Below are 15809 nucleotides of genomic sequence, written 5' to 3'. Positions count from 1 at the left end.
AATCCCTATTGAGTCGAGAGGCTGGCATGACTGTTCTGAGCTTATGGGCGGCCACCGCCCAACCGGCACCGGCGCTGCAATCCCTGGAAGGCGAGCGACAGTGCGACGTGGTGATCATCGGTGCGGGTTACACCGGTCTCTCGGCAGCCCATCACATTGCCCGCAGTGGCCGCGAGCCCCTCATCGTCGAGGCCAATACCCTGGCCTGGGGCGCCAGTGGACGTAACGGCGGAGTGGTCTCACCGAAGTTCCGGGTTGGCTTCCCCGCGCTCATGTCGCGCTTTGGCCGCGACACGGCGTTGCAGATGTACCACACCGGTTATGCCGCGGTGGACAGCCTGGTGGAAATGGTCGAAACCCTTGGCCTGACCGGTGTCGAGCTGCACCTGGGCGGGCATATCGCCGCGGCGCACAACGTCCATGCGTTGGGTGCTCTGGAATCCACTGCGGACTGGATCAAGCGTGAAACCGGCGGTACGTCATCACGGATGATCTCGGCCGAGCAGGTGCGGGAAATGACCGGCTCGACGATCTTCGCCGGCGGCCTGCTGACCCCCAAGGCCGGCGGTATTCACCCTTTGAATTACGCGCGCGGCATGGCTCGCTGCCTGATTGACCATGGCGTGAAAATGTTCATCAACAGCCCGGCCGAGCAGGTTCGTCGTAAAGGTGATCGGGTCATCGTGCAGACGCCGCAAGGGCGGGTCAGTGCCCGGCAAGTAATCTACGCCACCAACGGTTATTCCGATCAGACTCGAGCCACCGACACGTTGCATCGAAGGTTGATTCCGTTTCGCAGCGCGATCATCGCCACGCAACCCCTGCCGCCGCACATTCTCGCCGCGATCATGCCGGGCGGGCAGGTGTGTGGTGACACCAAGCGCATGTTGCGCTGGTTCCGCGTCATCGGCGATCGCTTGATTTTTGGTGGGCGGGGTGCGTTCGGCAAGGGCGATTCAGAAGGTGCGTACGATGCTTTGCAGCGCAGCATGGGCGATGTTTTCCCGATCCTGCGCGACCAGCCCATCGCCTATCGCTGGTCGGGCCTGGTGGCCATGACCCTGGATTACCTGCCCCATGCAGCGCAACTCGATGATCGCAGCTACTACGCCATTGGCTACAACGGTGGCGGGGTCGCGATGTCGACCTGGATGGGCAAGCAACTGGCCGCCATGACGGCGGGCGAGAAGGTCGAGCTCGGCTTGCTCTCGGGCGAGCATTTCAACCCCATTCCTCTTCATGCCTTCCGGGCGCCGGGCGTTCGCCTGGCGGCGGGCTGGCAGCAATTCCTAGACATCATCGGCCGATGAGCGAGCGTTAAGCGTATGCCACCGATTCTGCATTACTCCCACCCCCACACTGATCGTCAATTGCCCTGCGCAGCGTTCGTCCTGCAGGGCGATCCGCTGGCGGCCGGGCGTGTCATCAACTTCCACGACCCCGTGCAGGGCTATGCCGCAGGCAGCAGTGTCAGCACGGGGGCAAACCTGCTGATCGAGGCGTTTCCCTGGGCTGAACTGGGTGTGGTTGAAGCCGGAGAACTGCGTTTGCAGGGGGAGGGTTTCGACCTGCAACTGACGGCGGGGGATTGCTTCGTCGTGCCCCGTGGAGTCCGTGTGCGCTGGCAACATCACGGGCAATTGCGTCGATTGTTCATGGCGTTTCCGGGGCTTTCAGCCTCCACGCAAATGCCCAGCCCTCCCATCAGGATCGATCTGTCCCAGCCGCTTGCGCCGGCGATCCCGCCAGCAGCCAATGTGCTGTTGACCGCGACGCCCAAGGCTTGGAGTGAAACCCTGTTCAGCGCCGGTAGCCTGCGCATCGGGTTGTGGCAATGCGAGGCGTACGCTCGCAAGCAGGTCGAGCCGGGTTACAGCGAGCTGATGTTTATTCTCGAAGGCTCGGTGATGCTGCAGGCTGAACAGGGTGACAGCCATCATGTGCGGGTGGGGGAGACGGTGATCGTGCCTAAGGGCGCCACCAACGCGTGGGTCAGCGAGGAGACCGTGCGCAAGGTGTTCTGTATCTTGTCGTGAGTTCGGGAAAGGCGCTGCATGACCCATCCGACCTGCAGCTGTGCGCTAACCAACGATGGCCAGCCGCACAGCTGCAGGTTTTGTTTATACCGCCCGAACGAGGCTGCGCAACGGCACGGTGCTCTTGACCACGGGGGATTTGATCACGATGTAGCTGAAGTACTTCTCGATGCCAATGTTTTTGTCGAGGATCGATTCCATCAGCTCCTGATAGTGCTGAATGCTGCTGCACAGGAAGCGCACCAGGTAGTCGTAGCCGCCACTGATTAAGTGGCACTCCAGCACTTCGTCGATGTTGCGGATGCTCGATTCGAATTTCACGAAGTCGGCACGCTTGTGATCCGAGAGGGTCATTTCGGTGAACACAGTCACCGAGTTGGCGAACTTGGCCAGATTGACGTGGGCTTCATAACCGCTGATGTACCCGGCAGCCTCCAGGCGTTTGACACGTTGCAGGCAAGGGCTGGGCGACAGTGCAACGGCTTCGGCGAGGCTGACGTTGGTCATGCGCCCGTCCTTCTGCAATTGGACCAGGATGTTGATGTCGATACGGTCGAGCTTGGTTGCAGCGTCCATTGATCAATCCTCGCAATGTCAAGTCAGGGCCGTCGTACTCAGGCGTGCAATGCCTTTTGATGGGCATGGGCCAGGTCAGCGAGGCTGGCGTATTCACAGCGCTTGCCGTCCATTGCCTGAGGCGAATGGTTCCACGGCTGGTCATGGCCGCGACGGAGTGTGCAGACCGGAAAATCCACCCGCTCAATCCACGGGTCATCGCTTTCCGTGCTGCGCACCGGTAACAATTCCGAACGCTCCAGCCCCAGGCGATGCAACTCGCTTTCCAGGCTGTTGTGCCAATCCTCGTCGCTGGGCTCGATGATCGCATCGAACTCGACCGGCAGGCGACGGGCCAGGGCGAGTACATCGATACCCTGAGGTGGGGCGATCAGTATCAAACGGTAGAACTTGCCCAGGTACTGAAGGGCACCGGGCGCGTCTTCAAAAATCGGCCATAGGGATGAAGAGCTACTGAATGCCACACTTTCATCCCGGCCCGGAATAATTTGCAATTGTTGCGCCACACGTTGGTAAAGCTTGCCGTGGAAAGCGGCTGCGCTGACCTGCGGTGTACTGCTGGCAAGCTCTTGCGCCACTCGTCGGTAAGTGCTGAGTAACTGCGCATCGCTGGCGCGGGATTCACTTTGCACTGCCAGCGGTCGCAGGCCTTCGAGAATGCCCCGTTCGCGGTCAACCAACGTGCCGAATGACAGACCCAACGCCTTGTAATGGGTGACTCTCATGACTTGCTCCTGAGTAGGCCATGCCGGTTCCATCATGATTCAACCCTGGGCCCGACACTGCCGGAGCAGGTCGGGCCGGGTGTTACCGTTACTGCGTTCAGCAGGCGGTGGCCAACGCTTTTTCGAGCATCTGCAAGGCTTCTGCCACTTGCTCCGGCGTGGTCACCAGCGGCGCGAGGAAACGCACCACGTTGCGATGCACGCCGCACTTGATCACCAGCAAACCGGCGTTGCGGGCTTCATCGATGACCTTTTGCGCCAGTGCTGCATCGGGGCTGCGGGCAGCGTCGCCGGCGACCATTTCGATCGCCTGCATGAAGCCCAGACCGCGCACGTCACCGATTCGCGGGTAACGTTTCTGCAAGGCCAGCAACCCGTCACGCAGTTGGGCTGCCAGTGTCTCGCCTTGTGCCAGTAGATCCTGCTCTTCGAACAGGTCCAGCACGGCCAGCGCCGCAGCACAAGCGACTGCATTGCCGCCATAAGTGCCGCCCAGGCCACCCGGGGCCGGCGCATCCATGATCTCGGTGCGACCGACCACGCCCGACAGCGGCATGCCACCGGCCAGGCTCTTGGCAACGGTCACTAGGTCAGGCTGGATGTCGGCATGCTGGAAGCCGAACATCGTGCCGGTACGGCCGAAACCCGCCTGGATCTCGTCGAGGATCAGCACAATGCCGTGCTCGGTGCAGCGGGCGCGCAGGGCTTGCAGGAATTCGCTGGGGGCGGCGAGGAAGCCGCCATCGCCCTGGACCGGTTCGATGATGATCGCGGCGACACGATCCGGCGCCACATCGGTGGCGAACAGCTCATCCAGCTCGGCCAGCGCGTCATCGCTGCTGACACCGCGATAGGCGTTGGGGTAGGTGGCATGATAGATCTCGGCGGGGAAGGGGCCGAAGTTCTGCTTGTAGGGCTGGCTCATGCCGGTCAGGGTCACACCCAGCAGCGTACGGCCGTGGAAGCTGCCGCGAAAGGAAATCACCGCCGTGCGGTTGGTGTAGCCACGGGCGATCTTCACCGCGTTCTCGACGGCTTCGGCGCCGGAAGTGAACAGCACGCTTTTGTAGTGGGCATCGCCGCCGACCAGTTTGTTCAGGCGGGCGGCCACCTGGATGTAGTTCTCGTAGGCCACCACCTGGAAGCTGGCGTGGGAGATCTCGCCGACCTGCCGACGCACGGCCTCGACCACCTTCGGATGGTTATGGCCCACGTTCAGCACGCCAATACCGCCGACGAAGTCCAGGTAACGCTTGCCATCGACATCCCACAGTTCGGCGCCCTGAGTGCGTGCTGCAACAACCGGATGGGCAGTGGCGATGCCACGCGGTACATGCTGTTCGCGCAGGGCTATCAGGCGTTGGTTTTCAGTCAGTGCAGAATTCATCTCGATCTCCATGAACGCCGAAGGTGGCGGGCGATGTCATCAGGATAAGGATTGCCTGGAACCACAAGCGCTGAACTTGGGGCGTCGGGCGCTGTGATCGACTGTTTTGCAGGGGTGTGACGAAATATTTCGCTGCGCAGGGAGCCGGGTATCGTCTGTGCCAGAAACGACATGGGCCCGTGGCAGGGCGGTTTGTCGGCGGGACTCTGCATCGCAAATGCCGACAAACCGTGCTGCTACGGGCCGAAAGGTTCCGGGTGAATCAAACCCCGGCGCGAGGCACGACGATGGTGTCTTCCGGGTGCAGGCGCATCATCATGGGCGCGCCAATGGGCGGCAGGCTTAGGTTGCCTTCGTGATGGCTGGGTTGGCGCAGGCTGACCGTTGGCCCGCCTTCGAGGTCGACGAACACCTTCAGGCTTTCGCCCTGGAAAACGATGTCGGCCACGCGGCCACGCAGACGGTTCCATTCCGGTCCCGAGCTGTCGTTGTCCAGCAGCAGTTTTTCCGATTGCAGAGCCAGGAACACATCCCCCGATGCCGGCACCGGGCGGGTGGTGCGCAGGGCCGTGCTGCCTAGGGTCAAGCCGTTGTCCGAGCTGCGTTGCAGCGGCACCAGGGTACTCTCGCCGATGAAGCTGGCGACGAAATCGTCGGCCGGGTGATCGTGCAGGCGACGCGGTGTATCGACCTGCACCAACTGGCCGCCGCGCATGATTGCGATACGGTCGCTCATGGTCAGGGCTTCGCGTTGATCGTGGGTCACGTAGATCATGGTGGCGCCCAGGCGTTTGTGCAGGGCACGCAGTTCGATCTGCATGATTTCACGTAGTTGCTTGTCCAGGGCCGACAGCGGTTCGTCCATCAGGATCAGTTTGGGTTCGAAGACGATGGCGCGGGCCAGGGCCACGCGTTGACGCTGCCCGCCGGACAGCGCCGCGATATTGCGGTCTTCATAGCCGGACAGCTCCACGGTCGCCAGGGCGCTCTTGACCCGGTCGCGGCTTTTGCTGGCGCTTTCACCACGGGCACGCAGCGGAAAGGCCACGTTCTCGCCAACGGTCATGTGCGGGAACAGCGCGTAGTTTTGGAACACCACGCCGATTTCGCGCTTGTGCGGCGGCATCAGGGTGACGTCGCGCTCGCCGAATAAAATGCTGCCGGAACTGACCCGGATGAAACCACCCAGGATGCTCAATAAGGTGGTCTTGCCCGAACCGGACGGGCCAAGCAATGACATGAATTCCCCGGCTTCGACCTTGAGGTCAACGTTGTTCAACGCCTTGAGGTTGCCGTAGTGCTTGCACACCTTGTTAACGCTGACCGATTCAAAACCTTCAGTGAAATTCATGAAGCGTCGTCCTCTGTAGAACCAGGGATTACCCGATAAGCCTGCTGGTTATCTGAACACAGGCGCAGGCCTGATTCGTGCTGTTTTGGGGCGCCGGACCAACAGGATCTGCTGTCCGGCGCGAGTGGGGGACTACAGGCTGCTTTACGCCTGCCTCGATCAATCCAGGCCGCCGATGTGCCAGGCCTTCACCTCGAGAAACTCGTCCAAGCCATACTTGGAGCCTTCGCGACCGGTGCCTGATTGCTTCATGCCACCGAAGGGCGCCACTTCCATGGAGATGATCCCGGTGTTGAGCCCGACCATGCCGAACTCCAGGCGCTCACCGACGCGCCAGGCGCGGCGCATGTCCTGGGTGAAGTAGTAGGCGCCCAGGCCATAGGGCGTGGAATTGGCCAGGGTCAGTGCTTCGGCCTCATCCTTGAAACGGAACAGCGGAGCGACCGGTCCGAAGGTTTCTTCCGTGGCCAGTAGCATGTCGGCGTTGGCATCGCGCAGCACGGTCGGTTGCACATACAGCCCCTCGTCCTGCGGAACGCCACCGATGGCGATGCTCGCGCCTTTCTCCAGGGCGTCGTTGATGTGCCGTGCCACCTTGTCCACGGCGGCGGCGTTGATCAGTGGCCCGATGGTGACACCGCTTTGCAGGCAGTCGCCGACTTTCAACTCGGCAACGGCAGCGCTCAGGCGCTCGGCAAAACGGTCGTAGATGCCGTCCTGCACCAAGATGCGGTTGGCGCACACGCAGGTCTGGCCGGCATTGCGGAACTTGCTTTGCATGACACCGGCGATGGCCAGGTCAAGGTCGGCGTCGTCGAAGACAATGAACGGCGCGTTGCCACCCAGTTCCAGGCTCAGGCGCTTGATGGTGGCGGCGCATTGGCTCATCAGCAACTGACCGATCCGGGTGGAACCGGTGAACGACAGCTTACGCACATCGGGGTTGGCGGTCATCTCGCCGCCGACCTCGGCAGGCAGGCCGGTCAGGACGTTGAACACGCCGGCCGGGATGCCCGCGCGCTCAGCCAGTACCGCCAGCGCCAGGGCCGACAGCGGGGTCATCTCCGACGGCTTGACCAATACCGTGCAACCGGCCGCCAGTGCGGGCGCGCATTTGCGGGTGATCATCGCGTTCGGGAAGTTCCAGGGGGTGATGGCCGCGACGACACCGATGGGTTGCTTGAGTACCAGAATGCGCCGGTCGGCAGCCGGCGAAGGGATCGTATCGCCATAGATGCGCCGGGCTTCCTCGGCGAACCACTTGACGAAACTGGCGCCGTAGGCGATTTCGCCGCGGGACTCGGTCAGCGGTTTGCCTTGTTCGGTGGTCATGATCAGTGCCAGGTCTTCCTGGTTTTCCATGATCAGGCTGAACCACACCTCCAAGTAGCGCGCGCGTTCGGCAGCAGGCACTTCGCGCCAGGCGACGAAGCGCGCTTGCGCGGCTTCGATCGCACGGCGGGTTTCAGCGGCCTGCAACGCCGGGACCTGGGCAATTACGCTGCCATCGGCGGGGTTGGTCACGTCGATCGTCGCGCCGTCATCGGCCTCGATCCAGGCGCCATTGACGTAGGCGCGTTCGACAAGCAGGGAAGGGTCACGCAGTTGGTTTTTCAACATGATCAGGGCCTTGAGGGTGCGAACGGTGGGCCCATTGTAAAAAGCCCCGTCCAGTGGCCGATGCCGAGATGAGCCTGCGCACGGGTGATAGATGCTGAAATAAGGCGCGTGACGGCAGGCTGTGCTGGGGTTGGAAATGGCCGGGTGGCGGGTGAGAGACCGGTGCGCAACAAAGCCCCCGAAACGACGTTGCCCGCCTGGGCGGTGCAGCGCGTACATCGATAATGTCCGGCGCACCGCCCAGGCGGCGGGCAACAGTGTTTCTGCGGGAACGGTTACTGCTTGTTGCGTCCGGCGATCACCACCAGGATCAGGGAGGCCAGGATCAGGATCGAGCTGATGGCGGCAATGGTCGGGTCGATCTCGTCACGCAGTGCCGTGAACATGCGTTTGGTCAGGGTCTGGTTGTCGCCACCGGAGATGAACAGGGCCACCACGGTTTCATCCAGCGAGGTGATGAAGGCGAACAGCGTGGCCGACACCACGCTCGGCTTGATCTGCGGCAGGGTCACGGCCATGAACGCCCGGAAGCGGTTCATGCCCAGGCTGCGCGCCACCATCTCTTGCGACATGTCGAAATTACGAAAGCCGGCCAGCAGCGCGATGATCACATAGGGCAGGGCGAGCATGATGTGCGCCAGCACCAGCCCGGTAAGCGTGCTGATCAGGCCGACCCGGGCATACACGAAGAACACGCCGGCGGCGATCAGAATGATCGGCACCATCATAGGCAGCAGCAGAATGATCTGCAGCGTGCGCACCACCTTCAGGCTCGAATTGTTGATGGCGTAGGCGGCCGCCATGCCGATCGGCAGGCTGATTGCCATGGTGAAGAAGGCCGTGATCAGGCTGACCCGTGCCGCCGACATCCACTCCACGCTGTTGAAGAATGCCTCGTACCAATGGAATGACCATTGCTTGGGCGGGAACTGCAGGAAGCGCGCTTCGGAAAACGACATGGGCACCACAATCAACACCGGGATGATCAGGTACAGCAGGAACAACGCGACCACGAGGGTGAACAGCACGTGGGACACGCGCCGGTGACGCAGGTTGGCAAGCAGGTTCATTTAGCGAGCTCCCAGGATGCGTTCGATGGGAATGAAGCGGTTGATGCCCCAGAAAATCAGGAACACCACGAACAGCAGCACGAGGCCGACCGCACTGGCGGCGCCCCAGGCGTGGTACAACTCGACATTGCGTTGCACCAGCATCGACACCAGGATCGTGCGGCCGCCACCGAGCAGTTCAGGGGTGATGAAGAAGCCCAGGCAGATGACGAAGACCAGGATCGAACCGGCCATGATCCCGGGAGCCGCCATGGGCAGGAACACGCGGCGGAAGGTGTAGAAGGGTTTTGCGCCCAGGCTTTCCGAGGCTTGCATGAGGTCCTGGGGAATCTTCTTCATCACCGAATACAGCGGCAGGACCATGAAGGGCAACATCACGTGCAGGGTGCCGATCACCGTACCGGTGGTGTTGTGCATCAGCGTCAGGGGCTGGTCGATGATGCCCAGGTCCATCAGCGTCTGGTTGACCAGCCCGCGGCGTTGCAACAGCACCAGCCAGGCATAGGCACGCACCAGCACGCTGGTCCAGAACGGTAGGATCACGCAGATCAGGATCAGGTTGGCCCAGAAACCCTGCAGGCGCGAGGCGGCGTAGGCGATGGGGAAGCCCATCACGATCGACAGGATGGTCACCATGAAGCTGATCTTGAAGGTCAGGGCGAAGGTGTCCCAGTAGATAGCTTCCTGGAAAATCCGGATGTAGTTGGCCAGGGAAAACCCTTCCTCGGTCTGGACCGACTGCAAGGCCAGCCAGCACAGTGGCATGATCAACAGCACCACCACCATCACCAGCGCAGGGGTGAGCAGCAACAGCATCGAGGTGTGTTCCTTGCGCTCTTCGCGGGCCAGGGCGTCTTCGCTGGTCAACGGCGGCTGGGGCTGGTCGCTGGAGTCAGGCATGGATTTGGCGAGATAGGCGTTTGACATAAAGACCTCTCGTCACTGCTGGGGGCTGGAGGGAATACAGCGCTGGCTGACAGGGCTGGCGGCAATCGTCCTCGCGGACTGCAAGGTGCGGTACTCGGTTAGTGTCATGTAAGGAACTCCCAATGGTGGGCAGGTACTTAGGGCGAGCGCGAGTTGTCTGCACAGGTCACTCTGCGGGACCCTCAGGCCTAATGTACCGGGATGCCAACGAACGAAGCGGGTGGAATTGGCCGGTGCCGAAGTGCTTTATGTCGAAATCGGGGAGGCAGACGGCATGTCCTGCGCCGAGGCTTCTGGTCCGCGGCGCAGCATCAATCGGCCATCATTTTTTCTGGACGAAGGCCAGCCAGCGCTCTTCTGCCTTGACCCCGGCTTCCGATGCCCACCATTGCGCCGAAAGCAGGGCCTGGCGGGAGATGTTTTCTGGAGAGGACGGCAGTTTGGCCTCGCGCTCGGCCGGGATCACCCCGGTCTTGAACGCTTCGGGATTCAGCGGGCCGTAGTCGATGATCATCGGCAGAGCCGCCTGGAGTTTGGCATCGATGGCTTCGTTGACGAACTTCATCGCCGCCACCTTGTGCGGGGACCCCTTGAGTACACAGAGTGAGTTGGTTTCCAGCACGCCTTGGTTGTAATCGAAGGATACCGGTGCGCCGGCGGCCTGCACGGCGGTGATCCGGCCGTTCCAAGCCTGGATCATGTCCACTTCGCCGTCGCTGATCAACTGCGCCGACTGCCCGCCGGATGTCCACCAGGTGGCGATGTCGGGCTTGATCTGTTCGAGCTTCTTGAACGCGCGATCAACGTCCAGTGGGTAGAGCTTGTCCACCGGCACGCCGTCCGCCAGTAAGGCGATTTCCAGGGTCGGGCGCGGCAAGTTGCGCAGGGACCGTTGGCCTGGAAACTTCTTGATGTCCCAGAAATCGGCCCAGGTCCTGGGTACGTTGTCGCCCTTGAAGGCATCCGTCCGATACGCCAGCACCGTGGAGTAACTGATGTAGCCGACGCTGTATTCGTCCTTGAGGCTGTCGGGGATCTGCGAAGCGTTGGGAATCAGGGACAGGTCGAGCTTCTCGAACAAGCCTTCGGCTTCGCCCCGGATGCAATCCCCGGTGGGCAGGTCGACCACGTCCCAGGTGACCTTGCCGCTCTCGACCTGGGTCTTGATGATCGGGTAGGCCTTCGGTGAACTGTCCTGCTTGAGTGTCAGGCCGAGTTTTTTCGCGGCCCGTTCGAGAATCGCCTTACTCTGTGCCTCCTGATAGGCACCTCCCTGGGAAACGAATGTGATGTCCTCGGCCATGGCCTGGCTGGCGCCACCGATGAACAGGGCCAGGCTCGCGAGTTGGAAAGCTGGAGTGCGCAATGTGCTCATGGAAAAACTCCGAATGGTTGGCAGATTTCTAAGGCGAGCTGTAGGTTTTGTTGTCGGTCGCTCTGCGGGACCATGGAGATCTAATGTACCGGCTTGTCCATGAACGAAGCGGCTACAAATGCGCGGATGAAAAGTGGTTTATTGCGAAGATGGGAGCGTCCACGGTACTTCGTGCGTCAAGCGCCACCCTCGATGTATCGCTGCATCGAGGATGATGCTTTTGCCCTCAAAAGGTGTGTGCGTAACGTACCTGCACGACATAGTCATTGCGTGCTCGGTTCTCTACTTCCGACTCACGGTAGGTGTTAACCCAGGCACCGTCACCATCGCCTATTTTGCAGAAAATCCCCGGGCCAATCCCAAGCACTTTTTCGCGGGAGTCGGCGAGTTGTTGACCATTGACCTCGTCATCGCTTAGTTGCTTGAAATAGTACCCATTGAGGCCTACCGACACTTTGGGTATCACTTAATAGGAGGCGGTAAAATTAACCCATGCCGCTTTGCCTGCCTGGGTATCACGCACAGGCTGGCCTTTAAACAATTGCACTGAACTGCTGGCTGGATCTTTGTTTTTGAAGTTGTACAGATAGTGCAACCGCCAGCTCACTTCCCAGCGGATAGCGGGCATCCAGGTCGCCGCCCAGAATGGATTGATCGAGTAAAAGTTAGAGCTTTGGTTGAAGTCCTTGTGTTCATCATATTTACCGTGGGTAACAACACGTCCAGTGCCAAGCGCTGGACGAAAACAGGTCGCCCATGTTCATCGACGATAGGATCGAACTGCACCAGCGGACCGGTGGTGACGTCGCCGATGCCGGTGGCGTTGTCCTTGAGTTGCGGTCCGTTGTTACCAAAGTCGCCGTCGAGTGAAATGATCGGCACAAGGATGCTCCAGCGCAGGTGTGCGACTGCGCCAATTGTATTGGGCGAGTAATAGCTGAGTTGGTTGATCAGGCTGGTGACATTAACCTTCGGGTTATCGAAATCTTTGATGTCCTTGCCCGAGTTATCGCGAATAGAACTGGCGCTGGTGAATCTCAAGTATTGCTGTAACGAAAAGCCAGGTAAGCCAGCAAACCCATCGTAAAAACTGGTGCCTCCGAGATTCATCCCGTTCGGTTCCCCAACGCTAGGCGGTGGAGGGCCGTTGGCGGCTACAGCTTCTACGAGGGTGTAGACAAAATAAACTACCCTTACTACTCCTTCCGCCTGAACGGCCTTGAAGCCATGCCTCGAACCGGACGACCACCTGCGATTTCCGCAGAGCAGTACCCAATACTGGTCAAGCTCGCCCATGCCCACCCCTTTTTCGGCCAAGCTGAACTAGCGGATGCGTTCCACGATGCAACGGGTATCAGTGCTCATCCCGATACCTTTGCAAAGGCTTTGACGCTGGCTGGGATTACACGCATTAAGCAGCGTGCCAAGGGCAGCTTCGTGTCACCCGAACCGCGTAAGTCCTATGGTTATAACGACACGCACCGACGCCAGTTGCCGGAGCAGCGATACCCTAGCTGCCTGACCGATGCTGAATGGGCAGTGGTCTGCGATCTGTTTGAAACCGAGGGTGATCGTGGCGTGCTACCGCGTCACTCTCGACGGACGCTGCTCGAAGCCTGCTGTTATGTGGTACGCACAGGATGCTCCTGGCGCATGCTTCCGCACGAGTTTCCTCACTGGGACAATGTCTACAAGACCTTTCGCCGGTGGAGTCTTCAGGGGAGATTCGAGCAGATGCATGATCGCTTGCGCACGCAATGGCGGGACAGGGAGGATCGCGCTAACGCTCCGTCAGCGGCTATCCTGGATTCGCAATCAACCCGCAGCTCTCCACAGGGAGGGGACAGTGGATTTGATGCTGGTAAGAAGGTAAAGGGACGCAAGCGAAGTCTGATAGTAGATACGCTGGGGCTGCTGCTGGCGGTGAGCATCAGCGCAGCAAGCGTGCAGGATCGGGACGCTGCGGACGCCGCAGTGGCGTACTCGAAGGAGAAATATCCGTCATTGGATACGCTGTTCGTTGATAGTGCATACGCCGGAAAATGGGCTCAACGCATAAATCAAACACACGCCGTCGATGTTCAAGTGATCCGTGGGCCAAACAACCGGCGAACAGGGAAATGGCATTCATAGCAAGGGGATATGTTTGCTATAGCCCCTGCTCCGACCGGTTTTGTAGTGATGCCCAAGCGCTGGGTAGTGGAGCGAACTCATGCCTGGAACGAGAGGGCCCGGCGACTAATCATGCACCACGACCGATTGTTTGCCGTGAGCGAGGCTTGGGTGTGGCTGGCCGAAGCTCGCATGCTTGCTCGTCGGCTTACTACTTGATTTTGTCTACACCCTCCTAAGCGGATGGCGAACACACCATAGTGACGCTGTATCGCGTTGTGAGGAGTACTATGGCCTGATTTTCATAGGTGAGGTCACTCGCGTGACGTAGTTGGTTTCCGACAAATGAATCGATCCGAGAACTCCGAACTAGGCACAGGCTTCCCGAATAGATACCCTTGGGCTTCAAAGCATTCATTAGCGGTGAGGAAATCAAGCTGCGCCTCAGTCTCTACACCTTCAGCAATGACGCCGAGACCGAAACTTTTGCCGAGATAAATGACTGCTTTCACAACCGCAGCATCACCTTGGTTAATGTTCAGCTCACGAATAAAGGAGCGGTCAATTTTCAGGCGCGTGACAGGATACTGTTTCAACAAGCTCAGCGAGGCGAAGCCTGTGCCGTAGTCGTCAAAAGCGAGTCCTACTCCAAGCTCTCGCAGCCCATTTAACAGCCGAACTGTTATTTTATCCCGACGTAGCAGGATGTTCTCAACAATCTCTAGTTCGAGAGCTTCGGGAGGGAGGCCCGACTCTGCAAGTACATCTCTAACAACAGCGAGTAGTCGCCCTGAACGCAATTGAGCATCAAATAAGTTGACGCCTATCCGGAACGTGGGATCGTCCACCCGCCATGTCACAGCTTGCTTGCAGGCCGTGCGCAATGCCCATTCGCCCACCGCGGCAGCTATAGGCTTGTCACCGAGCACGTCAATGAATGACGCGGGCGAAAGCAAGCCTCGTGAAGGATGGCGCCAACGCATTAGTGCCTCAGCGCCAGTCAGCTTACGTGTACCGGTCGCTATTTGTGGTTGATAGAAAAGTTCGAATTCATCATTTTCGAAGGCAAGTTGTAATTCACGCTCAAAGATACGCCGGGCGATCGCTACGTCTCGGAAAGCGGGTATGAAGAGCTCATAGCGGCCTTTACCTGCTGCTTTGGCTTTATAGAGTGCTAGATCCGCAGCGCCCAGCAAGTCCTCAGGCCTACTTCCATGTATAGGAGCGAATGACACACCTATGCTTACGCCGGTGGATATAGATTGTCCAGCGAATTCATAAGGTTTTGAAATGGCTAATACCAACTGCTCAGCCAGAGCTCTTGCCGCTCTCACGTTATCACCGGCCATTAAAACAACAAATTCATCCCCTCCTAACCTTCCCAACATGAGGGGTTTTTTGCAAACAGACTTCATACGGGACGCCACATCTTTTAATACAGCATCCCCAGCTGAATGACCCAGTGTGTCGTTGACTTCCTTAAAACCGTCAAGATCGAAAAGGATAACAGTTGCAGACTCTCCAGCATGAAGTGTTGCTGTTAGAGCGGCGCGCCAGGCACTTCTATTCGGAAGATCGGTCAAGGGGTCGAGTGATGCCAATCGGAACAATCGCTCTTCATTCTGACGCCGTTCGGTGATATCGCGCACGATGGCACCGACGCTGACTTTATCTCCCTCCCCCCAAGTAGATAGTGAAAACTCGGCAGGAAATTCGCTCCCATCCTTATGTAAACCTGAGAGTTCAACGGTCTGGTTCGCAAGCTCCATTTTTTCGCCGGTTCTCAGCCGTACCATTTCGGCATCATAGATAGCCCGCCAACTTTCGGGTATCACTATAGCGCCCGACTTATCAGCGATCTCACTCGCTAAATAGCCAAAAAGCTTTTCGGCGGATCGATTCCAAAAGGTGATTTTTCCTTCCACGTCGGAGCAGATGATCGCATCAGGAGACGTTCCCGCGATATTTTCAAACCTTGCCAGGCTGACAGTCTTAGCATACTCGAGACGGCGCATTTCCATGCGGTCCATCACCAGCTCAGCTAAATCCGATATATTCTTGCGATCCTCTTCGCCAAACGTCATCCGAGGCTCGCTGTCAATCAAACAGATAGTGCCAAGGCTATGTCCATTAGAAGTAACCAATGGCTTACCAGCGTAGAAACGGATAAACGGCGGGCCTAATACTAGGGGGTTAGAAGAAAATCGTGGATCATTCAATGCATCCGGAACGAACAAGATGTCGTCTTGTAAAATCGCATGCGCGCAGAAGGAAACCTCACGGCTTGTTTCGCAGATATCGATCCCGACCCGTGCTTTGATAAACTGTCGGTCGCGTCCCACTAACGAAATCAGCACGATGGGTACATTAAAGAGCGAGGACGCGAGGCGAGCTAATCGATCAAAATCGCCAGACTGGGGTGTATCCCAGATCCGATATTCTGCCAAGGTGCTGAGACGCTGTTCCTCGTTGAGGATATGGGGCATCGCTAGAACTCCCTAATTCCGGACGTTTCGGCTCATAAGCAGTCTATGCTTGAAACGCTGGAGGCAACGATTTAATTAGAGGTGCTTTCTTATGATAGTAGAGGCCAATCAGTACATCAATCCGGTCGCCGATGGTGGTTTTAA

11 protein-coding genes and 2 pseudogenes are annotated in these 15809 nt (G+C 59.0%); 3 read left to right on the top strand and 10 right to left on the bottom strand.

What is annotated here, in order from left to right; all coding sequences use genetic code 11:
• The first annotated feature begins 26 nt into the window (after positions 1-26).
• Entirely contained in the window at positions 27-1310 is a 1284-nt protein-coding gene (locus ACUN0G_RS32865; RefSeq protein WP_445575467.1) for an NAD(P)/FAD-dependent oxidoreductase, read from the top strand.
• Between the two features lie 15 nt (positions 1311-1325).
• Entirely contained in the window at positions 1326-2036 is a 711-nt protein-coding gene (locus ACUN0G_RS32860; RefSeq protein WP_445575466.1) for a cupin domain-containing protein, read from the top strand.
• Positions 2037-2120: 84 nt separating this feature from the next.
• Here ACUN0G_RS32860 and ACUN0G_RS32855 read toward each other — a convergent pair whose 3' ends face one another.
• The 9 genes and pseudogenes from ACUN0G_RS32855 to ACUN0G_RS32815 all read right to left on the bottom strand — a co-directional run.
• Complete coding sequence (locus ACUN0G_RS32855; RefSeq protein ID WP_445575465.1) at positions 2121-2612, bottom strand: Lrp/AsnC family transcriptional regulator; 492 nt, start codon at positions 2610-2612, stop codon at positions 2121-2123.
• A gap of 38 nt (positions 2613-2650) precedes the next feature.
• Positions 2651-3337: a hypothetical protein gene (locus tag ACUN0G_RS32850; RefSeq protein WP_445575464.1), complete on the bottom strand. Its 687-nt coding sequence runs from the start codon at positions 3335-3337 to the stop codon at positions 2651-2653.
• A gap of 97 nt (positions 3338-3434) precedes the next feature.
• Entirely contained in the window at positions 3435-4724 is a 1290-nt protein-coding gene (gene gabT / locus ACUN0G_RS32845) for a 4-aminobutyrate--2-oxoglutarate transaminase (RefSeq protein WP_445575463.1), read from the bottom strand.
• 262 nt (positions 4725-4986) lie between these two features.
• Positions 4987-6075 (bottom strand): ABC transporter ATP-binding protein, encoded by a 1089-nt coding sequence (locus ACUN0G_RS32840; protein WP_445575462.1) that lies wholly within the window; start codon positions 6073-6075, stop codon positions 4987-4989.
• Positions 6076-6234: 159 nt separating this feature from the next.
• Positions 6235-7695: an NAD-dependent succinate-semialdehyde dehydrogenase gene (locus tag ACUN0G_RS32835; RefSeq protein WP_445575461.1), complete on the bottom strand. Its 1461-nt coding sequence runs from the start codon at positions 7693-7695 to the stop codon at positions 6235-6237.
• Positions 7696-7970: 275 nt separating this feature from the next.
• Complete coding sequence (locus tag ACUN0G_RS32830) at positions 7971-8765, bottom strand: ABC transporter permease (protein WP_445575460.1); 795 nt, start codon at positions 8763-8765, stop codon at positions 7971-7973.
• Positions 8766-9692 (bottom strand): ABC transporter permease, encoded by a 927-nt coding sequence (locus ACUN0G_RS32825; RefSeq protein WP_445575459.1) that lies wholly within the window; start codon positions 9690-9692, stop codon positions 8766-8768.
• A 322-nt stretch (positions 9693-10014) separates the two neighbouring features.
• Entirely contained in the window at positions 10015-11067 is a 1053-nt protein-coding gene (locus ACUN0G_RS32820) for an ABC transporter substrate-binding protein (protein WP_445575458.1), read from the bottom strand.
• A gap of 226 nt (positions 11068-11293) precedes the next feature.
• Positions 11294-12228: pseudogene (locus tag ACUN0G_RS32815) on the bottom strand (SphA family protein); the annotation flags it as partial.
• A gap of 66 nt (positions 12229-12294) precedes the next feature.
• Between ACUN0G_RS32815 and ACUN0G_RS32810 the strand changes: the two are divergent.
• Positions 12295-13398: pseudogene (locus ACUN0G_RS32810) on the top strand (IS5 family transposase).
• A 95-nt stretch (positions 13399-13493) separates the two neighbouring features.
• Here ACUN0G_RS32810 and ACUN0G_RS32805 read toward each other — a convergent pair.
• Positions 13494-15665: a putative bifunctional diguanylate cyclase/phosphodiesterase gene (locus ACUN0G_RS32805; protein ID WP_445575457.1), complete on the bottom strand. Its 2172-nt coding sequence runs from the start codon at positions 15663-15665 to the stop codon at positions 13494-13496.
• Between the last annotated feature and the right edge of the window lie 144 nt (positions 15666-15809).

The organism is Pseudomonas sp. 32A (genome assembly GCF_052682255.1).
This window is presented reverse-complemented; position numbering and strand designations above follow the sequence as displayed.